The sequence below is a fragment of the Ignavibacteriota bacterium genome (assembly GCA_016713565.1).
Classification (GTDB): domain Bacteria; phylum Bacteroidota; class Ignavibacteria; order Ignavibacteriales; family Melioribacteraceae.
The window spans coordinates 1021174-1044893 of the sequence record JADJOX010000007.1 but is presented as its reverse complement, the minus strand read 5'-3'; the positions used below and the strand labels follow the sequence as shown (position 1 = coordinate 1044893).

Genomic DNA, 23720 nt, shown 5'->3' with positions numbered 1-23720 from the left:
TAATTTTTAAAGTTATAGAAAATATAAGGAAGTTCAAAAAGTAAAGGGGGACTCAAAATTTTATTATTGTTGATACTGCATTAGATTTTATCTATTTTAATATCATAAAACCCTTCACGTTAAACTTTTCTTCAAAAAAATTCTGGTGCTCCATTTTAAAAAATTAAAAAGGAGGTAAAAATGCCAGCACAAATTATTAGAAAATATCTTGATGATAATGAAATCAAGTATATCTCAATTAAACATTCCAGAGCATATACTTCACAGGAAATTGCGGCATCTGCGCACATTGAAGGCAGAAGATTAGCAAAAACAGTTGTGTTAAAAATTGACGGCAAATTGGCATTCGCGGTTCTACCTGCATCTTACAAAATTGATTTTGAAATGCTGAAGAAGACGATCGGAAATGAAAACGTTAGATTAGCCAATGAGCAGGAATTTAAGGATAGATGTCCTGGATGCGAAGTTGGTGCAATGCCGCCGTTCGGAAACTTATTCAATTGCGAAACTATTGTTGCTGCAAGCTTAGTTGAAGATGAGGATATTTTATTTAACGCGGGTAATCACTCCGAACTTATTAAAATGAAATATTCTGATTTTGAAAAACTTGTTCAACCAAAAATAGTGAGGTTTTCAGCAAAGTATAAAACATAAAAGATAATTACATTCAATTTTGTTTTGGCGTTTGAAATACATATGCTATATTAGCCAATTCAATAAAAATAAATAATAGTATATGATTTCATCCAGAATTGAGGGCATTTCGTTCTCGGGAACAATGGAAATTGCCGCTAAAATTATAGAATTAAAATCTAAAGGAAATGATGTTATCGATTTATGTGTGGGCGAGCCCGATTTACCTACGCCGGAATATGTAAAGAATGCGGCAATAAATGCCATTAAAGAAAATAAAACCCGATATACGTTAAATACAGGAATTAAAGAACTTAGAACAGCTATAAAAGAAAAATTCCAAAAAGAATATGGCGCAAATTATTCTGAAAGTGAAATAATAATTTCAAACGGCGCTAAGCAAGCTGTTTTTAATGCTTTGCAGACAATAGTTGAAAATGGTGATGAAGTATTAATTGCAAAACCATTTTATGTATCTTATCCGCACATGGTTAAGCTTGCAGGAGGTATACCGGTTTTTATTGAAACTCAAAAAAGCAATAATTTTAAACCAACTTTATCTGAAATAAAAAGCTGTTTAACTGCCAAAAGTAAAGTATTAATAATCTGCAATCCTGATAATCCTACAGGAACAATATTTACAAAAAATGAATTGAATGAGCTAATGGAATTTGCTTATGAAAATAAAATATTTGTTTTGGCAGATGAGATTTATGAAAAATTAATTTATAATGACGCTGTATTTGTAAGCGCCGCTTCTCTCGGTGAAAAATATAAAGATAATTTGATAATTATAAATGGAGTTTCCAAAACCTATTCAATGACCGGTTGGCGTATTGGATATGCGGTTGCTCCTAAAAAAATTATTGAAGGAATGAGTAAATTGCAAAGTCACAGTACTTCTAACGCATGTACCATTTCTCAATATGCTTCATTGGCTGCGTTAACAAATTCGCAAGATACTGTAGAAGCCCAAAGAAAAATATTTGAAGAACGAAGAAATTTTATAAAAGATTCATTATTGGAAATAGATGATGTATCGTTTATAGAACCCTCAGGAGCATTTTATTATTTCATAGATATCAGCGGAATTATTGATAAACATTCATCAATAAAAAATTCCAGAGATTTTTGTTTACAGCTTCTTGATATGCAAAATGTTGCGGCTGTACCGGGAATTGAATTCGGCATGGAAAATTATATCAGAATTTCATACGCTAAATCGATGGAAGAATTAAAAGAAGCAGTAATAAGAATTAAAAAATTTATTCTTCAGTTGAAATAAGTTTCTGCCTTAGTTCATTATAAATAAAATCATACTGCATTTCGTTTCCCGTCCATAATTCGTATGATTTTGCTCCTTGAACAACAAACATCTGCAGTCCGTCTAAAATAGTCGCGTTCTGCGATTCAGCAAATTGAAGAAATTTGGTTTTGATTGGATTATAAATTAAATCAAAAACAATTTGATTTGAGTTAAAAGATTCCGCAATATCCGTAGGACTGTCTTCAATATTAGGGAACAGACCCAATGAAGTTGTGTTAATTATCAAGTTTGAAGCTTGATAAATTTCTACATTTTCCTTTGCCATAAGTTCGTGAGAATAAATTGCGGTGAAGTGCATTTTATCTTTAAAGTAATCCTTAATAGCTTCCGATTTTTCTTCTGTCCGATTTATAATATTGATCTTATCAACTTTAAAATGTCTAATTAATGAAAAAATAACGCCGCGCGCGGCACCGCCTGCGCCAATTACAGTAGCGGTACTTTTGTTTAAATTATCTTTAAACGGCATTAAAGTTTCAACAATTCCATTAATATCCGTATTGTATCCGAAAAGCTGATTACCTTCATTAACAACCGTATTAACGGCGCCAACCATAGAAGCTTCTTCGGAAACATGATCCATATATTGTAAAATTTTTTCTTTATGAGGAAGTGTTACATTCAAACCCCTTATGCCGAGTAAACTTAAAGATTTCAAAGCGCCTTTTAAGTTGCTTGTGGGAACATCAAAAGGAAGATATACGTAATTTAGTTTTTGCGTTTCAAAACTTAAATTATGCATCATCGGCGAAAGCGAATGTCTTATCGGATGACCAATAATACCAACTATTTTGGTATTATAATCTATATTTTTGTAAAAGCTCATTTTTTAAAAGTAAATTGAATTAAAGATATTTATATATAACTGTGTAGAATCTAAAAGTGGAAATTCTTCAAGAAAAATATTTTCAGTTCCGGGATTTGATTCAAAAGCGCTTATTAAATTTGACAAAGCAATTTCATTGTTTTGAAGCATAAAATTGCACATTGCCAATTCATAAAATATTTCTGATCTATTATATTTACTTTCGAGCAAATTCATATATATTTTTTTGGCATCGCTCCATCTTCCAATTTCAAAATAAATCTCTGCCAATTCAAATAATTCTTCTGATGTTTTTTCTTCTAAATTTTCCAGTTCTTCCATTTCAATAAAAATTTCCGAAAGAATGATATCATAATTATGTGAATCATTATATTCAATTCTCTGCGCCAATGAATATTTTATAAACTGCGAAAAATACTCTATCATTAAATGAAAATTATTTTTGCGCGAATAATAATTCCCCAATCCAACATAATTTTCCGTACATGTTTTATTTAATTTTTTTGAAGCAAGAAAATACTTATATGCGTCTTCATAATCGCCATCGGCTTCGCACGTTTGAGCAATATTCAAAGGTATGGAATAATCAAACGGGTCTAGCTCAAAAGCTTTAATAAAACTCTTTTTCGCTTTGGAGATTTGATTGGTTTTAGTGTAAGCAACGCCCAAGTTAAACCATGAATTAACAAAATCGTCATTCAAAGCGGTGGAAAGCTCAAAATTATTTATGGCTTCATAATAATCTTCGGTCTTAAGATTTACAATTCCTAAATTATACCAACCGTTGCTGTTATAAGGATCAATTTCTAAAAAGCTTTTATATGATTCTTTGGCTTTTTCAAATTGATTTGTGCATTCGTAACAAAATCCCAATTCATACCAAGCTTCACTATATTCTTTATCATAGTTCAAGGTTTGAATAAAATAAGGAATTGCCTTTTCGAAATAATCGTTTCTTTCGTAAAAAATTCCAAGGTTAAAAAGTATCTCTTCGTTGTTCGGTTCAAGAGATAATGCAGTATTCAAAGTATTTATTGCTTCGTCCCAAAGCCCCAGATTATCTTCCGCTATAGCTTTATTTATCATTGTTTCAACGTCGCTCGGATTTAGCGAGAGTGATTTATTAAAACAAACGTAAGCTTTTTCAAACTCAAATAAATTGTTGAAGAAAATTCCCCTTGAATGCCAAAGTTCTGAACTATATGGCGAAATTTCTAAAGCCGCTTCAGTTAAAAAAATACCGTCTTCGGTAAAATCATACTCTATACAAAGCTGAATTGTTTCTTCTATATTGTCTAAAAACGCAATGGTCTGACCCTTTGATACATATTCTTTACACTTTTGAACTTTTGATTTTAACTTTTCGTTATCTAAAAAAGAAAGAGAATTTTCATCTGAAAAATCATCAGTAAAATTCATTAAGTCTCCAATTTTACAATTATCACAAACGTAAATTTAATCAATAAAATTAAATGTATTGTTTTAAATAAAGAATTATAAATAATTTGCCTGACAAAATAACAAAAAATACTATTTGAAAAAGTTTTAAATTTATTGACTTTTTGTAAACTTTTATATGATAATTTATTATTAAAAATTATGTATAAAACTAAAAAATACTAATGTTGGAAGTTCGTTTTGATCGTGGAAATTGACTTTTTAAGCTGTTTTCATTTGCTGTTCCGGCACCCAAAATCATGTTTTTGTATTTTATGATTTTTTGTCCGCTTACATCAAAATTAGATTTTATATTTCCTCCCGACATATAAATTTTCAGATCATTTTCGTTTGTAATTTCATAAATGTTTTTTTCGGCAAAACTTCCCAAAATCTGCATTGCATGCGAGTGTAATTTAAGTGAATTATTTTTATCTATAATTCCGAATTTTGTTCCGACTCTGAGAAAAAAATCCGGGTCAAATTCTTGCGTTTCTACATTTATAAAATTTATGTCGTTCCCGTTAATTAAGTATTTATAATTTGAAAACAGATGTATTGGAATACCAAAATGATCGGAAACTTCCTTTAAATAATTTTTGATTTTTGGACTTTGGGCATTTACAATTACTTTTTTTGTGTATTTGTTAAAATGATCTTTTGAAGATTCAGTTGTTCCTGTTTTTCTCAATTTTGCCAGAAAAAATCCTTCTGATTTAATTTCCCATGGAATTATTCTTTTAGTCAATTTCAAACTTTCGTCAAAAACAAATTCCTTAATTGCAGTATATCCGTTTATGTGTTTTAATTTCAAATCAAATTCCACTAATTCGACCGGATATTTCTTTAATACTTTGTCAATAATAAATTCATTTTCTTCAACTGTTAATGTGCATGTTGAGTAAACAATTTCTCCGCCGGGCTTAGCCATTTTTATTCCGCTGATCAAAAGTCTTAGCTGCAGATCGGAAATTGTGTTCGCGGATTTTTCACTCCACCAATTGCTTACTTCCTGTTTTTTTTGAACAACGCCCAACGCGCTGCATGGAGCGTCGACCAATATTTTATCAAAATAATTGCTGAAATATTTACTTAGCAATTCGCCTTTATCTTTAATTACGCTCATATTTATAATGTTCATTTTATCTAAATTATGAATAAGAGCTTTAATTCTATTTAAGTTTGGTTCATTGGAAAATAAAGTTCCTTTGTAATTCATAATTTCCGCGAGCTGAGTCGATTTTGAGCCCGGTGCCGCGCAAAGATCAAGAACTATATCTTTTTCACCGGGATTTAAAATCATCGGCGGAATCATTGATGATAAACTCTGAATATAATATTTGCCCAAAGTGTATTCAATTGTTTTTCCTATTTGGTCTTCGCCTTTTTTAACAAAAAAGGAATTTGGTATTTCCGGTATTTGCTCAAGTTCAATACCTTGTTCTTCTAAACTTTTAATTGTCAATAAAATGGTTTTGTCGTTAACAGGAAAACGGATTGCCGGTAAATATTTACTTTCAACAAACAGTTTGTAATTTTCTAAAAAATCACCGCCGAAAGTCTCTAAAATATAATCGGAAATGCTGCTGCTGAGTTCTATCAAAATATTTTAATACCTGGAAAGATTTAAAAGTTTAAAAATTCTATTGGAAATATTTACAAAGTCCTTTGAAGCGGGAAAAGTTTTTTTATAATCTTTTTCAATTAAAATTAATAAATCGTCAATGTGCTTTTCATACTCTTGAACAATTTTTTCAAATAAATTTTTATTTGTTATTAATTTTACGTTCTTCTGATTATTTCTGCATGCGTAAAGTATATATTTAATTTCGTTTAAATTTTCCGATTGATAAAAAGTCTTCCCGTCGGTATCAATTATTTCGTAAACTCCAAAGATTTCGGTGCCTTTTGTTAAAGATTTTGGAGGCAAATTTAATTCCGCAAATTCATTATCTAAAATAAAATCATCCGGAAAAGTTTTAAGCAGTTCCGAATTAATTTTATTAAGCCATTTATTTTCAAATTCTGAAATTGACATAATTTTATTTAAGCCTAAAAATGGTTAATAACACCATAAGATTATTTGATCAAAGTTTTAAAGTCTTTATCTGCTTGCGCCGGTTCGTCAACCCAATCGGCTACAAAAATATTTGTAGCGCGGGTTGGTTTCCCATCCGCTTGCCTGTTGGACGCAAATACTAATTTTTTGCCATCCGGAGAAAACATCGGGAAAGCATCAAAAGTTCCGCTGTTTGTAATTTGTTCAATTTCTTTTGTATCAATATCGATCATAAAAATATCGAACAATCTTCCGCCTTCTTTTTGTGAATGATGGTTTGAACAAAACAAAATTTTCTTATCTGAAGGATGAAAATACGGTGCCCAATTCGCACCAGGTAAATTTGTTATTTGCTCAACGTTTTTTCCGTCAATATCTGCGGTAAAAATATTTAAGGAAACTGGTTCAACTAAATTTTGAGCCAGCAATTCTTTATATTGCGCTTCCGCTTGTCCTACCGGACGGCTTGCGCGCCAAACAATTTTCTTTGAATCGTGGGAAAAGAAAGCTCCGCCGTCATACCCAGTTAAATTAGTCAACTGTAATAAATTTCCCGTTTCAATTTCATAACGCCATAAATCCAAATCACCGCTTCTTGTGGAAGTGAAAACAATATACTTTCCATCGGGTGAAACGGTCGCTTCAGCGTCATATCCTTTTCCGCCAATCAATTTTGTTATTCCTGTTCCATCCTCGTTTGCGGAATAAATATCGTAACTGTCATAAATTGCCCATACATATTTTCCATTAACAAACATTGGCGATTCGGGACACGCAGAATCAGCTTCGTGGGTAGAAGCGTATATTATTTTTTTATCACCCATTAAAAAATATGAGCAAGTGGTTCTGCCTTTTCCGGTTGATACTAACTTATACTGTTCACCCGAATTTAATTTTGATCCATCAGCATTCATTATAAATATTTGATCGCATCCTTGGCTATTTATTAAATCCCAATCACTTTGAAATATTAATTTACTGCCGTCAAAACTCCAATATGCTTCCGCGTTATTTCCGCCGAATGTTAATTGTTTAATATTTCTTAAATGAAGTTCGCCTTTAAAACGCAGTATATCGTTTGCGGGATTGTAATCCACACTTTTTGAGCCGCAAGAGATTAATATTAAAGCGGCAAAATTTATTGCAAATATTTTTTTTATCATTCTATTTCTTTCAAATTATTTGAATTGATTTTTTTGTTATTAAAGAAAAGTAAATAAATTCCCCAAAGTATTAACGGAATGCTTAATAATTGTCCCATATTCAGGGTCATTGTTTCTTCAAACGGTGATTGAACCTCTTTGAAAAATTCTATTATGAACCTTGAAGTAAAAACAAGTACCAAAAATAAACCGTACAAAATTCCATCCTTTAATTTATCATGCTTTGTCCAATAAATATAAAAAAGCAAAATAAAAATTAAAAGATAAGCAATTGCTTCATACAATTGTGCCGGATGGCGCGGTGTCATCGGATCGGAAACATAAGCGTGAACAAATTTAAATGCCCATGGTACGTCTGTCGGTTTTCCGATAATCTCAGAATTCATTAAGTTTCCGGTACGAATAAAAAAACCGGCAAGAGCAACGGTAATAACAACTCTATCCATCACCCATAAAAATGATTGTCCAGTTTTCTTTTTGGAGTACATATATAATGCGGATACAATTCCAATAGCGGCGCCGTGACTTGCCAACCCGCCTTTCCACGTCATAAAAATCTCAAGCGGATGTGTAAGATAATATTCCGGATTATAGAACAAGCAGTGTCCTAATCTTGCGCCAACTACTGTTCCAATAAGCATATACCAGAGTAGATCATTAAGATCTTTATCGCTTCTTTTTTCTATTTTAAAAATTTTAGTCATTATCTGAAATCCGACCAAAAATGATGATGCAAAAAGAACGCCGTACCATCTGATATGAATTGGACCCAGAGCAATTATTTCCGGATTAACATCCCATGTAATCATTTAAATTCTTTAATTAGTTGTTCAAATATTTATTTATTAAAAAAACTAAAAAATACCCTATTACGGATATAATAATTATTGCAGAGCCTGAAGGTAAATTTAAATAATACGATATCAATAAACCAAAAATTGTAAAAACTAATCCGAATATTATTGATAATATCATCATTGATTTTAATGATTTGGACAGCATTTTGCTTATCGCGGCGGGAATTGTAAGCAATGCTACCACCAATATAATTCCAACTAATTTGATAAGTAAAACTAACGTCAACGCTATTAACGCGAATAATATTAAATAAAATAAATCAACGTTTAGGCCAATTGTCTGTGAGTATTCTTCATCAAATGTAATTGATTGAAATTGTTTGAAGAATAATGAAACCACTAAAATAATAATTATATCGGCGGAAGCCATTAAAATTATTTCACTTTTGGAAACAGTTAAAATATTTCCGAATAAATAACTCATCAGATCGGGCGCGTAGCCCGGCGCGAGTCCAATGAACAAAACACCAAGCGCCATTCCAAATGCCCAAATTATCCCAATCAACGTGTCTTCGTTTTCCATTTTGCTTTTTCTCATCTGAGAAACAAATATCGCACCGAGCAGCGAAGAAATCACGGCGCCGAATATTGGATTGAAAGAAAGCAAATAACCCAATCCTATGCCGCCGTATGCGGAATGGGAAATACCGCCGCTAAGGAAAACCAATCTTTTAATAACAATGTAAGTTCCAATTATTCCGCACGCAATACTAGCCAAAAAACTTGCCAATATTGCGTTCTGCATAAACTCATAGTTAAATATTTCAAACATAATATCCCTTAATGATGATGGTCCAACACTCTATGCGGAAGACCGTGGGCAATTAAATCAACCGGACATTGATAAGTTTCTTCCAGCATTTCCTTGGTTACTTCTTTAGAGTTATGATAAACTAATTTTTTATTAAGGCACGCTATTTTTTTTACGGATCTGGAAATTGCGCCAATATCATGCGAAACCAAAATTATTGTTTTTTCTTTGTTTAATTCTGTAAGTAATTCATAAATATTATTTCCGGTTTGCGTATCAATGCTTGCGGTTGGCTCATCCAATAGAAGTATGTTCGGATTTGTAGCAAGCGCACGCGCAATTAATACTCTTTGCTGTTCTCCGCCTGATAAATGTCCTATCTGCGAAGATATTTTATGAAGAAGATTAACTTGCGTCAACGCGGATTCAACAAAATGAAAATCGGCTTTCTTTTTAATACCCATTGAAACAACATCTTTAACTGAAATTGGATAAGTCTTGTCAAAATTTGAATATTGAGGTACATAACCAATTTTATGCTCGGGATTATTTTCTTTTCCGTTAATAAGGATTTTTCCTTTATTCGGCTTTATCAAACCAAGTATTACCTTAAGCAATGTTGTTTTGCCGCCGCCGTTAGGACCAATAATTCCAAGAAATTCTTTTTCTTCAATATTAAGATTTATGTCGGTTATAATTGGCAAACTTAGTTTATAACCGGCAGTTATATTTTGCAATTCAATTGCGCTATTCATTTTAAACTCGTTTCAAACTTGTTCCCGATATCAATTAAATTGCTTAAATAATTTTCGGGCAGCGGATCCAAAGATTCAATTTTAATGTTAAGTGAATTTGCGATTGTTTTAACCGATGAATTATCAAAGTGAGGATCAAAAAAAATTGCTTCGGCTTTTTTCTCAACAGCAAGATCAATAAATTCTTTCAACTCATCGGCTTTGGGAGATTTCCCGTCATGCTCAACGGCAAATTGCGTAAGATCAAAATGCTTTGCTAAATATGTCCATGCCGGATGATAAACTAAAAATGATCGTTCTTTTTTGTCTTCCAATTTAATACGAATGTTTGAATCTATTGAGTCTAAATTTTGCAAAAACCTCTTTGCGTTATTCGCAAAATAATTTTTGTGTATAGGATATTTTTTAATCAAAAAGTTGAGCATTGTATTTGTTATTTTTTTAACCAATTCCGGTGAAAGCCAATAATGAGGATCGTTATTAATAATTCCAATTCCTCTGCTGCAGTCAACTATTTTTGTTTCTGAAGTATCTATTTCAATTTTATTAAAGATAGTTTCTTCAAGATTAAATGATTTACCGACTCTGAAATAAATTTGAGAATTAAGAAGATCTTTAATATCTCCCGGGGTCGGTTCATAAGAATGAGCATTTGTTCCCGGAGGAACAAGAGTAAATATTTTTGCCCGGTCGCCAACAATATTTTTAACAAAATCCGCAAATGGGGGAATTGATACAACGATGTTTATTTCATCTTGATTAAAAGATTTTTTTTCAGAACAATTAACTGCCGTTATAACAAGTATAATAATTATCAATAATTTCATTTTTTGCATTTAGGACAAATTCCCATAAATTCAAAATTGTGCTTGGTGATTTTATAATCTGTAATTTTTTCAATTTCGGATAGCAAACAAACCGGCAATTCTTTAATTTCACCGCACTCAGAGCAAATTACATGATGATGATGTTTTCTGTTTTTAAGCTCGAAACGGATTTTATTGTCCGCAAAATTAATCTCTTCAACAATTCCAATTTCATAAAATAATTTTAATGATCTGTAGACGCTTGCAAAATCTATATTATTGCATTCATCATAAATTTCTTTAAGAGTAAGAGGTTTTACGGAATAGTACAATTTTTCTAGAATTGTTTTTCTGGGAGAAGTCAGTTTTGCGCCGTTTTCTTTTAAAATTGAAAATAAATTTTCCATACAGCAAACTTACATAAAAATAATCTAATTGCAAATAGCTTGCATTTAGGCATAATGCAAAAATATCTCAAATTAATGATTTAGTTTGTATTTACAATTCATTGATATGTTTTACAGTCACAGAAAGGTTAGTGACTGCAATTTAATTATGTAAAAAAAATCCCAATACTATCTAATCCTTTTAATTACAACCCGGCGATTTTTTTCTCTACCGAATGCTGTAGAATTAGATGAAATGGGGAACTGGTCTCCCAATCCAACAGCTTCCAAAGAACTTGGCGAAATTCCCTTTGAAACTAAATAATCTAGAATAGCGCTTGCTCTTGCCGTTGATAAAGCTTTTACTTCAAACGGAGTACCTGAATTATCCATATGTCCTTCAATTCTCCATCGTAAAGTCGGATTGCTTTTTATTTGTTCAGCTATTTGATTTAAGTAACCGAATGCGCCGTTCTTTACAGTTGACGATCCATTTATAAATGTACTTTTTCCATCGAGTGTAAATTCACTTGGTATTAAGGATTTAGTTGTGTTTTGAGGTATTTCAACTTTTTGCTCGGGTTCTTTTTTTACCGGTTCTTCTTTTGGTTCTTCAATTTTAACTTTTGGCAATGTATCGGGGCAACCGTCATTATCTTCAAAATTGTTAAATGTTTCGGGTTCATTCGGACATTTATCTAAACTGTCTAAAATTCCGTCATTGTCATTATCTAAATCTGGACAACCATCATTATCTTCAAATCCGTCAAAGTCTTCTTTACTGTCAGGACATTTATCATTAACATCAAGAATTCCGTCCTTATCGTTATCAGTATCCGGACAGCCGTCTTTATCTTCAAATCCGTCAAAATCTTCGGCTTCATTTGGACAATTATCTTTTGAATCAATTAATCCGTCATTATCGTTATCAAATTCCGGGCAGCCGTCTTCATCTTCAAATCCGTCAAAATCTTCGGCTTGATAAGGACACATATCCTTGCTGTCTATAATTCCATCATTATCTTTATCATTTGATTCCGAAAGGTCAATAGCGTAAGAAATTCCAATATTAAAGGTTGTGAAAAAATCATTGTTGGAATTAACGTAAGAAAGACCGTCAATATTATCCGCGTTAACAAAATTCAACCCAATACTTCCATTTAAAGATATTAGTTCCGATAAAACATATCTGAATCCAATTTCCGAATGAAAATTAACCGTAAAACGATTTGTAACTAATTTAATATTTGGGTTTGCTTTATTTGAGTACTGATCCGCATTTATCCAAAGTGGCTGAATTTCCAGAGAAATAAAAGGAACAAATTCCCTAGTTAAACTATAATTTACTGAACCGCCGGCTCCCAATGTAATTAATGCGCTTGAAAAATCGGGAGGAGCTAAGGATTTTATACCGCTTCCATTGATTACCGAAATTCCCCCAGAAACGTGCAAGCCAAATGAGAATAACGACCGTGAATCAAAAAAATATGCAACTTCGCCTTTACCTAAATATCCCAAATCGGAATTGGGATAATCTGTTTCGCCTTTTGTCAAACCAGAATAAATACTTAAAGTAATTTTATTGGAAAAAGGATTATAATCTCCAAATCCGCTTTGAGCAAAAATATTTGTACTTAATAATACAGTAAATAAAATTTGACAAAAAGTTTTTAACATTAAAATCCTTGACTAATGTATATTTATGAGAAATAGGATTTGCAAAAAGTAAAAGAAAATTAAATAAAGCAATATAAAATAATAATATTTCTTATTTTGAGACACATAAAATTTATTTTTTTATAATTTTATATTTTTTTCTTGGATAACTCTTCTATTTAATGCTTGTCGGGTTACACCTAATAATTTTGCAGCAATACTTTGATTATTATTAGACCTTTTTAATGCTTCTTGAACTAAAACATTCTGAGCTTCTTTTAATGTCGGAAGTCTTTCGCCGAATATGATTTGTGAATTTTCCTTAAAGTTTTCTTCTTTAATAATGTTGATATTTTCAGGAGAAATATGTTCTTTAAAAGAATCCAAAGACATTATCTTAGATTTATGCCGACTTACAGCATCAAATATGATTGATTTCAGTTCTCTAATGTTTCCGGGAAAATTATAAGTTGATAATAAAGTATTTAACTCATGCGGAACCGTTGGTTTCTTTTTATTAAAGCTGTTTGCCGCCGTTTCCAGAAAATATTCTACCAAAATCGGCAGATCATCTAAACGTTCTCTAAGTGGAATTGGAGTAATATGGTGAACGTTTAACCTATAAAATAAATCTTTTCTAAAACTTCCTTCGTTAACCATTTCTGCCAAATTTTTATTTGTAGCTAATATTATTAAGGCATCGGTGAACTTTGGATTATCTGAACCAAGCGGATAAAATTCCTTTTCTTGAAGAAGTCTTAATAATTTTACTTGTGATTGAAAATTAAGATCGCCTATTTCATCCAAAAAAATTGTTCCGCCGGAAGCTTTTTCTATTTGACCTTTTCTATCTTCGTTTGCGGTTGTAAACGAACCGCGCTTATGACCGAACAATGTATCGGAAAACATTTGATCATCGAGTCCGGCAATGTTTGTTGTTACAAAATTACCGGTTCTTCCGCTCAATTTATGCAAAGCTTTTGCAATGAGTTCTTTACCAACACCGGTTTCGCCTGTGATTAAAATTGGTTCGGTTGTGCAGGCAATTGCTTCCATATAATTAAATATGGATTTCATTTTGGAATTTACGGTTTTGATTTCTACAAATGCTTCGGGATTTTCCAAAGTGTTTGCAATTAATTTACTTTTTAACAAAACATTTTCTTCTTTAAGTTTTTTCATACTTAAAGCGTTGTTCACAACATTTATAAGTTTTGTGTTTTCTATAGGTTTAACAATATAATCGAAAGCGCCGAGTTTCATACATTTTATTGCGGTTTCAAGTTCAGTATCACCTGTTACAACAATAATTGGCAGATCGGGAAAATTAGGAGCGATTTTCTCTAATAATTCTTCACCTCTTATGTGAGGCATTGTTAAATCCAATAACATAAGGGTTATAGAATTATTATTTACAAATTCCTCTACTACTCGGCTATCGCCGAATAAAATTGTATTGTTTATTCCCGCTTCATTTAAAGTCAAATCAATTGAATGAAGCAAATGAACTTCGTCATCTACAATTACTATCGGCTTCTGTGGATTTTTAAATTCACTCATTTTTAATTATTCTTTTACTAAAGGAATTTTAATAGTCGCAACAGTTCCCTTGTTTGGCTCCGAATTAAATTCCAAAGAGCCGTTATGTTGCAATATAATTTTTGACGTAATGGATAAACCCAAACCAGTTCCTCCGTTATTTCTTTTCGTTGTATAAAAAGGATCGGTAATTTTTTTTACCAATGTAGGCTCAATACCTTTGCCTTCATCCTTTACGTTTATTATCGCATATTTTGAATCCTTTTTGATAAAAATTTGTACTGCTTGTTTTCTATTAATTAGCGATTGGCAGCTATTCTCTATAAGATTTATCATTACCTGTTCAAGTTTTTGTTTGCTGCCTTTTATATATATTGGCTCATCGGAAAAGTGAATTTTAAAATTATCGGTGGATTTCGAAATTAAATTTGCAGTAAGATTTGCCGAAGTTTTCAATACGTCATTTAGTTCAACATTTTGGTCAAATTTTGACAAGTCTTTTCTTACGAAACTTTTCAAATCTTCAACTATGTTTTTTATTCTAACAGAACCGTCATTAATTCCTGCCAATAAAAGAGGCATGCTGTTTTTTATTTTAGAAAATGTAAGATTATCGCCTAAGAGAAAGTCACCGTTTTCCTCATAATATTGTTCTAATATGGGAAGTGCATTGGTCCATATTTTTTCAATTAAAGGAACATTGAGCAGAACAAAATTATTTGGATTATTGATTTCATGAGCAACGCCAGAAACCAATGTTCCCAGAGCAATCATTTTATCTGCCTGCATTAATTGCTCAAGCTGGATTTTTGATTCTTCTTCCGCCAATTTTTTTTCGGTAACGTCTAAAATTACGCCCTGCAAATGTGTAACTGAATTTTGATCTTCTAATCTTACATAACTATAAGAATCAATCCACCTGATTTCACCTGATTTAGTTAATATTCTGAAATGCTGTTTTATTCGTTCTTTTCCATTCCTTAAAATTTCACGAATTTCAAAATTGACTTTTTCTTTATCTTCGGGAAAAATTAAATCTGAAAATGTAAGATTATGTGAATAAAACTCAGATGGAGTATAGCCGAATTGCTTAATATTCTCAGTTACGAATTCCACGGATCTAACTTCATTAGCCGACCATAAAAAACCAATTGCCGGACTTTGATTAAATATGTAAGCCAATTCCTCATATTTTATATATGATTCATGCAAAGCAAAATCAATTTTCTTTTGCGTTGTAATATCATACTTTGTAGCAACGTAATGCGTAATTTTATTTGACTTATTTATGATAGGAGTAATTACGGTATTTTCGTGATAAATTGTTCCGTCTTTTTTCTTATTTATTAACTCACCTTTCCAAACATTACCTGATGAAATTGTTGACCACATTTTCTTATAATATTTGGAATTATGCTTCTGCGATTTCAAAATTCGCGGATTTTGGTTTATTACTTCATTATAGGAATAACCGGTTGTATCTAAAAAAGCTTTATTTACCCAAATTATTCTGCCGGTTTCGTCTGTAATTACGGTGGAAATTGAAGACGAATTTAAAATTTCGCTGTATAAGTTTATGATTTTATTTTGCTCTTTTAATTCATCCTGTAAATCTTCAATTTGAGCTTTAAGATCATTTATTTCGAAATTATTATATTTTAATGCTATTTCTTTATTTATTAGACTCATAAAAATCGACTATTTTTTTAATAATCGAATTTTTTTTGAGGATTTTTAAGTTTTTGAAATTTTATAATATTACCTAAACTGAATTTAAATTATTAACTTTTGCTATTGATTATTTTTTTTTGCTATTTGTCTTTACAAATTATTATACTTATAAATTAATTGAGAAAAATGGATATCAATTTATTTCAAAACTTAACTTCTTCTAATTTTCACCTTAAAAAAAGATTATCATTTTTACAAAATAATATTTGGAATATTTTAGCATTTTTTATTGGCGGTGGTGTTTTGGCGGCGGTGTTTTCGTTATTAATGCCCAAAGAATACTTATCAAATGCCGTTATTAATCTAGATTATAATTCTGTTAATAATACTATTTTGAGTAATCCGGGTTCAATAACTTCCGAAATCAACTTAATAAATTCCGAATTAATATTAGATAATGTTCAAAATACTTTATCTCAACAAGGATTGAATATAAACAGAAGCGAACTAAAGAATTCAATCGATATAGAAGATGAAAATCTATCCACAATTTCGGTAAGCGCATACAGCGGCGAGGCTGAAACTTCGGCAAAAATTGCAAACGCGGTTGCTGAAAATTTTTTCGATGAAACAATGCTTAACGATAGAAATTCATATTTGTTTTTACTCAAAGCACTTATTGATAGAGATAAGAAACTTCAAGATGATTTTAACACGCCCGGGCAGAATAAATCAAGCTCATTAAATTCCGCGGACGATATTCTTGTAACTCGTATTTCCGAATTTGAGGCAGAATTAGAAAGCGCCGATCTGGAAAATCAGTTTTATCAGATGAAGCAAAATAAAATTAAACAAATTCTAGATTCAAAATTTGCTCTTAATGCCGCCGATGTTACAAATATTGCAGATGAACAATTTTCAAAAGCCCAGCAAAGGGTTGAAAGAACCGAAATCCAAAATTACTTCGATCCAATAATACAGAAATTACAAGGAATGGAATTTTCTTATCCATGGAACCCCAAAGAAAATAATATTGCACTTTTAGAAAAATATAAAACCGATTTCAATACAATTCTTATTCGAAGCGTTGATGAAATTGTAAAAGTAAGTGATTTAAAAAACGGCGACTTGCTAAAAAAATTGACATTGGCTTATTATAAAAACCAGATAAAATTAAACGCAATTGGACAAGAACAATCGTTAATTTTTGAAATTATGACTTCGCTTGAAGATAAATTTAATTCAATACCTTTCGAACTTATTGAAACCGCAAGAAGTTTAAGAACAGAAAGATTCTCAAAAAGTTTGGATATTAAGCTAAAAACTAAAATTGAAAATCTGAAATTAACTGAAAATCAGTACTTTGCAGAAGTTGAATCAATTAGAAACGCAGAAGTTCCGGAAGAATTATACAGTCCTAATATTACAAGAAATATTTTCTTAGGGTTAATTTTCGGGTTGATCGGTGGAATTATTATCGCGTTAAAAAGTACAAAGCAAGATTTTGATTTGGTTACTTCAATTGAAGATCTTGAAAAAGAAGGGTATAAGACAATTGCTCAATTTGATCATTTGGAAATAGCGGAACCGATAATTGTCGAGTTTTCTGACCTGAAAGATAATTCTGTTAAACGAACTAAACTGCAGCATTCTCTTGAGAATATACAAGCTTATTTTAAGTATGGAAATCTTGAAAAACCTCTTAAAACAATATTGATAACCAGTAAAAATGCCGAAGAGGGAAAGAGTATAATAGCAGCAAACATTGCCGTATTTTTAGCAAATAATAACAACAAAGTTTTATTGGTTGATGCTGATTTGAATAAACCGGATCAGAGCAAAATATTTAAAATAAAATCCACGCCTTCTTTAGCTCATTATTTGTTTAGAAAAAAAGAACTTGAAGAAATAATACGAAACACTCATTTGAGAAATTTAGATATAATTACTTGTATCGAATTTCCGCAAAATCCATCCGTCATAATTACATCTGAAAGAATGAAAAATTTCATGGATATAGTAAAAGAAAGTTATGATTTTGTTATTTACGATACAGCGTCAATATCATCTTTAAAAGAAACCGTTTTCATTGGTCAAAATGTTGATGAAACAATTTTGATTGTTCGAGCAAATAAGACTAAATTTACAGAAATATCGGAAACGAAAATATTGCTTACCGAAAACGGAATAGCGAATTTTGATATTATATTAAATAACGTTTAAATCTTTTAATTTTATTATATTGTCTTTTTTATAACTTTCAAAGTTATAAATTATTAAAAAAGAAATTCTAAATATTTAATATGACTTATCTACTTGTCTTTTTTACAAGTTTAATTACAACAATTATTTTAACGCCTTTTTTTATTGATTTCTTGAAAAAGACAAAAATTGTTGACATTCCCGGGGGAAGAAAGATCCATACCGAAGTAATTCCTAGGATGGGAGGATTGATCATATTCCTAATGGTCCTTGTTATGCTCAACGCATTTATCGATGATTTTGAAAGTATAAAGCTTATTCTTTTTTCAGCAACACTTTTAGTCTTTTCGGGGATTGTAGATGATGTAATGGGATTGGAAAATTTTATAAAATTTATAATTCAAAATATTTCCGGCGTTATTTTAATTTTCTATTTAGAAAATCATTATACGCAAGTTACTCTTTTCGGCATTATTATTCCGCATCCGTTCGAATATTTAGTTTTATTGGTTTTTATAATCGGCGTTGTAAATTCAATCAATTTTTTGGATGGATTAGATGGATTGGCAAGCGGTTTTTCACTACTTATTTTTACAGTTCTTCTAATACTCGCGATAAGAAAAGAAGATGTTTTGCTAATGCTTATTTTGGTTAGTTTAATTGGAAGTACTTTAGGTTTTTTAAGATTCAATGCGTTTCCAGCAAGTATTTTCTTGGGAGATACAGGTTCTCTGATTCTTGGTTTTTTCTTAATCTTGCTTGCTTCACTTACATCTATAAATTATCATGATGGAGTTTTAGATCTGACTTACGTACTTATTCTTCTTGCGGTCCCGTTAATTGATACAGTAAAAGTTTTTTTGATTAGAATTAAACGCAGAAGAGATCCATTTTCCGGCGATACGAATCATCAGCATCATATTATTAAAAGTACTATTGTAAGTCATGAAGCAACGGTTTTCTTGATTGAAATCTTTTCTTTGGTTTTTATATTAATCTCACTTTTGTATTTGAAAGATTATAGGTTGGAAGCGACAGTTATTTTCTTTATTGCGGGAATTGGACTTATATTTTTTCCAACAATTTTAAGAAAACTGGATATTGCCGAAAGAATAAATGTGTTTTTGATAAACGCACATGATCTGCCGATTAAGAATCTAATGAAAGTTATTAAAGTTCTTTTACTGTTATCGGGAATTCTAATGATACTTATTTCGCTGTTTTCATTTTCCGTTAAAACAACTTTAACTCAACAAGAATTGATCTTTCTTTTGATAATGACGATCATTCTTTTGTTTATAGCTATTTTTCAATCAAAAAAAGTTTCTTCAATTGGAGAAATAAATGTTTTTCTTAACTTTTCAATTTTTTTCATTATATCCAAATTAAGTTTGCCTTTGGTCTTCAGCAATAAAGTAACGACACAAATAATTTATTCAATTGTAAATATTGCGTTTTATGTTTTAACCGCACTGCTTGCTTTAATAATTTTGTTTAGATGGAAAGCATTAATGACAAGAAAATTATTTTTTACTGGAATTGATCTTACTATGATTGTTTTTATGTTATTAACATTTCTTGTTAACAACATTTTGAAATTTGATTTGAATTATTTTTTAAGTATTAGCCTGCTTCAGTCTTTTGTATTTTACATTTGGTATAAATTAGTTATTGATATTAACAAAAAATACATCTTAAATTTAACTTTGATTTCGTTTTTATTGCCAATTGGATTTTTATTGACTCTTTTGGTTAATTCATTTAAATAAATAAAGTTGTTAAAAGTACAGCCAAAGCCGCAAAATAAACCAATCCTAAATTATATTTTACCTTATTTACTTGTAATAAGCTTTCTTCTAATGATTGCGATTTTAGTTCTTCAACGTTAACAACTTTGTAAAATTCCGAAACGTTTGATATTGCCCTTGCTTTCATTATTTCTCCTAAATTTTAATTAACTATCGGCCAATTAGGATAATAATTAAGTCCTTGGGTAGCTAAATTTTATGGAAAATGTATTGAAAGTGAGAATTCTCAATAAAAGTCTCAATTTAAATCTCAAAATGAATCAAAAATAAAAATTCATTATTCTTTTTTGAATTGAACTCAAACAAAATAAGTTTAGTTAATTATAATTATATTTCCACCTTAACTTATATTAATTATTAAAAATTTATAGAAATACATGAGAGAATTTCAAAAGACTTATAATCCAAGCGAAGTAGAAGATAAATGGTACAAATACTGGGAAGAAAATTCGCTGTTTTCTTCACACATTGACGAAAATAAAACTCCATACACAATTGTAATTCCGCCGCCCAATATAACCGGAATGTTAACGATGGGTCACATTTTGAACAATACAATTCAAGATGTTTACATTCGCTATAAAAGAATGAAAGGATTTAACTCACTTTGGGTTCCGGGAACGGATCATGCATCAATAGCTACCGAAACAAAGGTTGTAAAGTATCTAAAAGATCAGGGAATTGAAAAAGAAAAGATAGGACGCGATGAATTTTTAAAACACTGTTATGAATGGAAAGATAAATACGGCGGAATAATTACAAAACAGCTCAGAAAACTTGGAGTGAGCTGCGATTGGTCGCGTGAACGCTTTACAATGGACGATCATTATTACAAAAAAGTGATTGAAGCATTTGTTAAACTTTACAGAGAAGGATTGATCTATCGCGGTTACAGAATGGTTAACTGGTGCCCCGCATCAAAATCCGCAATTTCCGATGAAGAAGTAATTTATAAAAGCAGCAATGGAAATCTCTGGTATTTCAAATATCCTATTGTAGATTCTAGTGAATTTTTAATAGTCGCGACAACGCGACCCGAAACAATGCTCGGTGATACAGGAGTAGCAGTAAATCCCAATGATGAACGTTTTAAACATTTAATCGGGAAAAAAGTAAAATTACCGATAGTAGGCAGGGAAATACCAATTTTTGCAGATGAATATGTTGATATGGAATTCGGTACCGGCGCGGTGAAAGTTACGCCAGCGCACGATGTAAATGACTATGGAATGGCAATGAGGCACAATCTTGAAATGATAAATATTTTGAATGAAGATGCAACTACAAATGAAAATGTGCCCGTTGAATTTAGAAATAAAGACAGATTTGCCGTAAGAAAATTGGTTGCGGCGGAAATAGAAAAACTCGGTTTATTGGAAAAAGTTGAAGACTACACAAATAATGTTGGTTATTCCGAAAGAGGCGGAGTTCCAATTGAACCGTATTTAAGCGAGCAATGGTTTTTGAAAATGGACGCTTTTGCGGAATCGGCACTGAATGTTGTGAAAGATGAAAAAGTTAAATTTCATCCTAATCATTGGGTTAAGACATATGAACATTGGATGGAAAATATTAGGGATTGGTGCATTTCACGGCAATTGTGGTGGGGACATAGAATACCTGTTTGGTATAATAAAACGACAAAAGAAATTTACTGCGACGTTAATCCTCCGAATGATACGGAAAATTGGAAACAGGATGAAGATGTACTTGATACTTGGGCCTCCAGCTGGCTTTGGGCGCAGGACGTTTTTACAACCGAATCAGAGCAAAAATATTATTATCCTACCGATTTGTTGGTTACTGGTCCCGATATAATTTTCTTTTGGGTTGCCAGAATGATAATGGCAGGAATGAAATTTATGAATGAGATTCCATTCCGCGATGTTTACTTTACTAGTATTATTAGAGATTCACAAGGAAGAAAGATGAGCAAATCGCTCGGCAATTCACCAGATCCGCTTGATGTTATAGCGGAATACGGAGCCGATGCTTTACGCTTCACAATAAATTATATTGCTCCTCTTGGTCAAGATGTTTTATTCAGCACCGACAAAGTTGAGATTGGAAGAAATTTTGCTAATAAAATTTGGAATGCGGGAAGATTTCTTTTGATGAATTCACAACAGATAAAATTGGATGAAAGTCTTTTAAATAAACATGTTGATTTTGTTGACGAATGGATTGAATCAAAATTTCAAAATGCTTTGAAAAATTATGAATCGGCACTCGAAAAATTTGAAATAAATTCGGCATCTAAAATACTTTACGGATATGTATGGAATGATTTCTGCGATTGGTACGTTGAGCTAATAAAGAACAAACTTTATTCACAAAATGAAGAAATAAAATCAGCTGCTTTAACAAGAGCAATTAAATTATTTGAAGAAATGCTTAAAATGATTCACCCGTTCATGCCTTATATTTCTGAAGAAATTTGGAATTTGATTGCCGATAGAAAAGTCGGTGAAAGCATTTCAATAATTGAATTCCCCAAATTTAATTTGTCGCAAATTTCAGAAAAAGCAGAAGCTAAAATGGAGTTTACACAGAATATTATTACAAGTATAAGAAATATCCGCGGCGAAATGAACATTGCTCCATCCAAGAAAATTTCGGCGTACATTAAAACTGTAAATTTAGAAGAAGATCAGATTATTTACATAAAGTCCTTGGGCAAAGTTGATGAATTAAAATTTGGCGGGGATTTAACAAAACCAAACGCAAGCGCTTCTTCAATCATTAATAACTGTGAAATTTATATTCCTTTGGAAGGAATTATTGATTTGAATGTTGAGAAAGATAGACTTCTAAAAGAAATTCAAAGATTGGAAGGTGCGTTGACCGGAGTTACAAAAAAGCTTTCTAACGAAAAATTTGTAAATAACGCGCCAAAAGATGTTGTTGAAAAAGAATTTGCCAAGAAGAGCGATTGGGAAAATTCATTAAGCAAATTAAAAACTTTACTTTCCGATTTGTCTTAAATTTTATAAGGAGGCATCTTTCTTTAAGTTTGCTTCCTTTTATGTAAGAAAAAACATTCTACCTATTCAAGATTAAATGTAATCTAGTAAATTAACTTTTAATTACTCTATATTTTATTCAATTAACACTTATCTAAAATATAGATAAAGAAAAATATTCCACATTTAATCAAATTTATTTATATTAACGAGCGTTCACAACTAGGAGTTTGTATGGAACAGCCAGTTAATACAAAAGATCAAATTTTATCCGCTTCACTTAAACTTTTCTCTGAAAAAAGTTATCACGGCGCGTCAATAAGAGAAATCGCGAAAGCTGTAAATATTAGAGAAAGCGCGATTTACAATCATTTCAAGTCAAAAGAAGAAATCCTTTCCGCTATTGTAAATAATTTCAGCAGCAGAAATTTTGGGGCAATTATTCTAACGGATACTTTAATCAATTATATTTCCAAACCGCAGAAATTTCTTTTTCTTTTATCACAAAATATTTTGGAATTTTGGAATTCAGAACGCGAACGAATGTTCATTAAAATATTGATCAACCTTAATAGCATAAAATCGGAAATAAATTTCTATACAATTGACAATTATCTTAATGATTTCAGAAAATTATGCATATTTATTTTTAAAGAAATGATAAACCACAAATTTATCAAAAATATTGATTTGGAGCTTTTAAGCAATCAGTTTTTAAGTCCGTTATTTTTAATAGAATTGAAAAAAATAAGTACTGAAAATCAATTCTACAGTTTTAAAAAGGAGTTGGAATTACATTCTGATTTTATTTGGGAAGCGGTGAAAAAGTAAAATCTGCCAAATTTAAATCAAAAATTGAAAAGTAATTAAAAATAAATTAG

General features: G+C 31.0%; 20 protein-coding genes. 6 read left to right on the top strand and 14 right to left on the bottom strand.

Annotated elements, in window-relative coordinates:
• Positions 1–180 precede the first annotated feature (180 nt).
• Positions 181–654 carry a YbaK/EbsC family protein gene (locus tag IPK06_11950; protein MBK7980682.1) on the top strand — a complete coding sequence of 158 codons (474 nt, stop codon included), beginning with the start codon at positions 181–183 and terminating at the stop codon, positions 652–654.
• Positions 655–736: 82 nt separating this feature from the next.
• Positions 737–1918: a pyridoxal phosphate-dependent aminotransferase gene (locus IPK06_11945; protein MBK7980681.1), complete on the top strand. Its 1182-nt coding sequence runs from the start codon at positions 737–739 to the stop codon at positions 1916–1918.
• Here IPK06_11945 and aroE read toward each other — a convergent pair.
• The 13 genes from aroE to IPK06_11880 form a co-directional block, all read right to left on the bottom strand.
• On the bottom strand, positions 1899–2786 hold the full coding sequence (aroE, locus tag IPK06_11940; GenBank protein MBK7980680.1) for a shikimate dehydrogenase: 888 nt from the start codon (positions 2784–2786) through the stop codon (positions 1899–1901). The two genes, IPK06_11945 and aroE, sit on opposite strands and share 20 nt — an antisense overlap.
• A 3-nt stretch (positions 2787–2789) precedes the next feature.
• On the bottom strand, positions 2790–4205 hold the full coding sequence (locus IPK06_11935) for a tetratricopeptide repeat protein (GenBank protein MBK7980679.1): 1416 nt from the start codon (positions 4203–4205) through the stop codon (positions 2790–2792).
• A gap of 190 nt (positions 4206–4395) precedes the next feature.
• On the bottom strand, positions 4396–5826 hold the full coding sequence (locus tag IPK06_11930; protein ID MBK7980678.1) for an NOL1/NOP2/sun family putative RNA methylase: 1431 nt from the start codon (positions 5824–5826) through the stop codon (positions 4396–4398).
• A 6-nt stretch (positions 5827–5832) separates the two neighbouring features.
• The gene (locus IPK06_11925) at positions 5833–6261 is read right to left on the bottom strand and encodes a hypothetical protein (protein ID MBK7980677.1); all 429 of its coding nucleotides are present in this window, start codon (positions 6259–6261) and stop codon (positions 5833–5835) included.
• Positions 6262–6302: 41 nt separating this feature from the next.
• A complete protein-coding gene (locus tag IPK06_11920) occupies positions 6303–7445 on the bottom strand; it encodes a PD40 domain-containing protein (GenBank protein MBK7980676.1) in 1143 nt (380 codons plus the stop codon).
• On the bottom strand, positions 7442–8254 hold the full coding sequence (gene lgt, locus IPK06_11915; GenBank protein ID MBK7980675.1) for a prolipoprotein diacylglyceryl transferase: 813 nt from the start codon (positions 8252–8254) through the stop codon (positions 7442–7444). The genes IPK06_11920 and lgt overlap by 4 nt, the downstream gene beginning before the upstream one ends.
• Positions 8255–8267: 13 nt before the next feature.
• Positions 8268–9074: a metal ABC transporter permease gene (locus IPK06_11910; protein ID MBK7980674.1), complete on the bottom strand. Its 807-nt coding sequence runs from the start codon at positions 9072–9074 to the stop codon at positions 8268–8270.
• An 8-nt stretch (positions 9075–9082) separates the two neighbouring features.
• Entirely contained in the window at positions 9083–9808 is a 726-nt protein-coding gene (locus IPK06_11905) for an ABC transporter ATP-binding protein (protein MBK7980673.1), read from the bottom strand.
• Entirely contained in the window at positions 9805–10644 is an 840-nt protein-coding gene (locus tag IPK06_11900) for a zinc ABC transporter substrate-binding protein (GenBank protein ID MBK7980672.1), read from the bottom strand. The genes IPK06_11905 and IPK06_11900 overlap by 4 nt, the downstream gene beginning before the upstream one ends.
• The gene (locus IPK06_11895; protein MBK7980671.1) at positions 10632–11021 is read right to left on the bottom strand and encodes a transcriptional repressor; all 390 of its coding nucleotides are present in this window, start codon (positions 11019–11021) and stop codon (positions 10632–10634) included. The genes IPK06_11900 and IPK06_11895 overlap by 13 nt, the downstream gene beginning before the upstream one ends.
• 168 nt (positions 11022–11189) lie before the next feature.
• On the bottom strand, positions 11190–12677 hold the full coding sequence (locus tag IPK06_11890; protein MBK7980670.1) for an OmpA family protein: 1488 nt from the start codon (positions 12675–12677) through the stop codon (positions 11190–11192).
• 120 nt (positions 12678–12797) lie between these two features.
• The gene (locus tag IPK06_11885; GenBank protein MBK7980669.1) at positions 12798–14216 is read right to left on the bottom strand and encodes a sigma-54-dependent Fis family transcriptional regulator; all 1419 of its coding nucleotides are present in this window, start codon (positions 14214–14216) and stop codon (positions 12798–12800) included.
• Between the two features lie 6 nt (positions 14217–14222).
• Positions 14223–15884, bottom strand: coding sequence for a PAS domain S-box protein (locus tag IPK06_11880; GenBank protein ID MBK7980668.1), 1662 nt, complete (start codon positions 15882–15884; stop codon positions 14223–14225).
• A gap of 168 nt (positions 15885–16052) precedes the next feature.
• Here IPK06_11880 and IPK06_11875 point away from each other — a divergent pair, with 168 nt between their 5' ends.
• Both IPK06_11875 and IPK06_11870 read left to right on the top strand, forming a co-directional pair.
• Positions 16053–18089 carry a polysaccharide biosynthesis tyrosine autokinase gene (locus tag IPK06_11875; GenBank protein ID MBK7980667.1) on the top strand — a complete coding sequence of 679 codons (2037 nt, stop codon included), beginning with the start codon at positions 16053–16055 and terminating at the stop codon, positions 18087–18089.
• 80 nt (positions 18090–18169) lie between these two features.
• The gene (locus IPK06_11870; protein MBK7980666.1) at positions 18170–19837 is read left to right on the top strand and encodes an undecaprenyl/decaprenyl-phosphate alpha-N-acetylglucosaminyl 1-phosphate transferase; all 1668 of its coding nucleotides are present in this window, start codon (positions 18170–18172) and stop codon (positions 19835–19837) included.
• Here the strand turns inward: IPK06_11870 and IPK06_11865 are convergent.
• Positions 19830–20003 (bottom strand): hypothetical protein, encoded by a 174-nt coding sequence (locus IPK06_11865; GenBank protein ID MBK7980665.1) that lies wholly within the window; start codon positions 20001–20003, stop codon positions 19830–19832. The two genes, IPK06_11870 and IPK06_11865, sit on opposite strands and share 8 nt — an antisense overlap.
• A 250-nt stretch (positions 20004–20253) precedes the next feature.
• Here IPK06_11865 and IPK06_11860 point away from each other — a divergent pair, with 250 nt between their 5' ends.
• Together IPK06_11860 and IPK06_11855 are read left to right on the top strand one after the other, a co-directional pair.
• Positions 20254–22860, top strand: coding sequence for a valine--tRNA ligase (locus IPK06_11860; protein MBK7980664.1), 2607 nt, complete (start codon positions 20254–20256; stop codon positions 22858–22860).
• A 213-nt stretch (positions 22861–23073) separates the two neighbouring features.
• Complete coding sequence (locus tag IPK06_11855; protein MBK7980663.1) at positions 23074–23670, top strand: TetR/AcrR family transcriptional regulator; 597 nt, start codon at positions 23074–23076, stop codon at positions 23668–23670.
• Positions 23671–23720 lie beyond the last annotated feature (50 nt).

Bases quoted from the DNA above. Each gene is read 5' to 3' on its own strand.
- IPK06_11950 (MBK7980682.1), top strand. From the start codon at position 181: ATGCCAGCACAAATTATTAGAAAATATCTTGATGATAATGAAATCAAG.
- IPK06_11945 (MBK7980681.1), top strand. From the start codon at position 737: ATGATTTCATCCAGAATTGAGGGCATTTCGTTCTCGGGAACAATGGAA.
- aroE (MBK7980680.1), bottom strand. From the start codon at position 2,786: ATGAGCTTTTACAAAAATATAGATTATAATACCAAAATAGTTGGTATT.
- IPK06_11935 (MBK7980679.1), bottom strand. From the start codon at position 4,205: ATGAATTTTACTGATGATTTTTCAGATGAAAATTCTCTTTCTTTTTTA.
- IPK06_11925 (MBK7980677.1), bottom strand. From the start codon at position 6,261: ATGTCAATTTCAGAATTTGAAAATAAATGGCTTAATAAAATTAATTCG.
- IPK06_11920 (MBK7980676.1), bottom strand. From the start codon at position 7,445: ATGATAAAAAAAATATTTGCAATAAATTTTGCCGCTTTAATATTAATC.
- lgt (MBK7980675.1), bottom strand. From the start codon at position 8,254: ATGATTACATGGGATGTTAATCCGGAAATAATTGCTCTGGGTCCAATT.
- IPK06_11910 (MBK7980674.1), bottom strand. From the start codon at position 9,074: ATGTTTGAAATATTTAACTATGAGTTTATGCAGAACGCAATATTGGCA.
- IPK06_11905 (MBK7980673.1), bottom strand. From the start codon at position 9,808: ATGAATAGCGCAATTGAATTGCAAAATATAACTGCCGGTTATAAACTA.
- IPK06_11900 (MBK7980672.1), bottom strand. From the start codon at position 10,644: ATGCAAAAAATGAAATTATTGATAATTATTATACTTGTTATAACGGCA.
- IPK06_11895 (MBK7980671.1), bottom strand. From the start codon at position 11,021: ATGGAAAATTTATTTTCAATTTTAAAAGAAAACGGCGCAAAACTGACT.
- IPK06_11890 (MBK7980670.1), bottom strand. From the start codon at position 12,677: ATGTTAAAAACTTTTTGTCAAATTTTATTTACTGTATTATTAAGTACA.
- IPK06_11885 (MBK7980669.1), bottom strand. From the start codon at position 14,216: ATGAGTGAATTTAAAAATCCACAGAAGCCGATAGTAATTGTAGATGAC.
- IPK06_11880 (MBK7980668.1), bottom strand. From the start codon at position 15,884: ATGAGTCTAATAAATAAAGAAATAGCATTAAAATATAATAATTTCGAA.
- IPK06_11875 (MBK7980667.1), top strand. From the start codon at position 16,053: ATGGATATCAATTTATTTCAAAACTTAACTTCTTCTAATTTTCACCTT.
- IPK06_11870 (MBK7980666.1), top strand. From the start codon at position 18,170: ATGACTTATCTACTTGTCTTTTTTACAAGTTTAATTACAACAATTATT.
- IPK06_11865 (MBK7980665.1), bottom strand. From the start codon at position 20,003: ATGAAAGCAAGGGCAATATCAAACGTTTCGGAATTTTACAAAGTTGTT.
- IPK06_11860 (MBK7980664.1), top strand. From the start codon at position 20,254: ATGAGAGAATTTCAAAAGACTTATAATCCAAGCGAAGTAGAAGATAAA.
- IPK06_11855 (MBK7980663.1), top strand. From the start codon at position 23,074: ATGGAACAGCCAGTTAATACAAAAGATCAAATTTTATCCGCTTCACTT.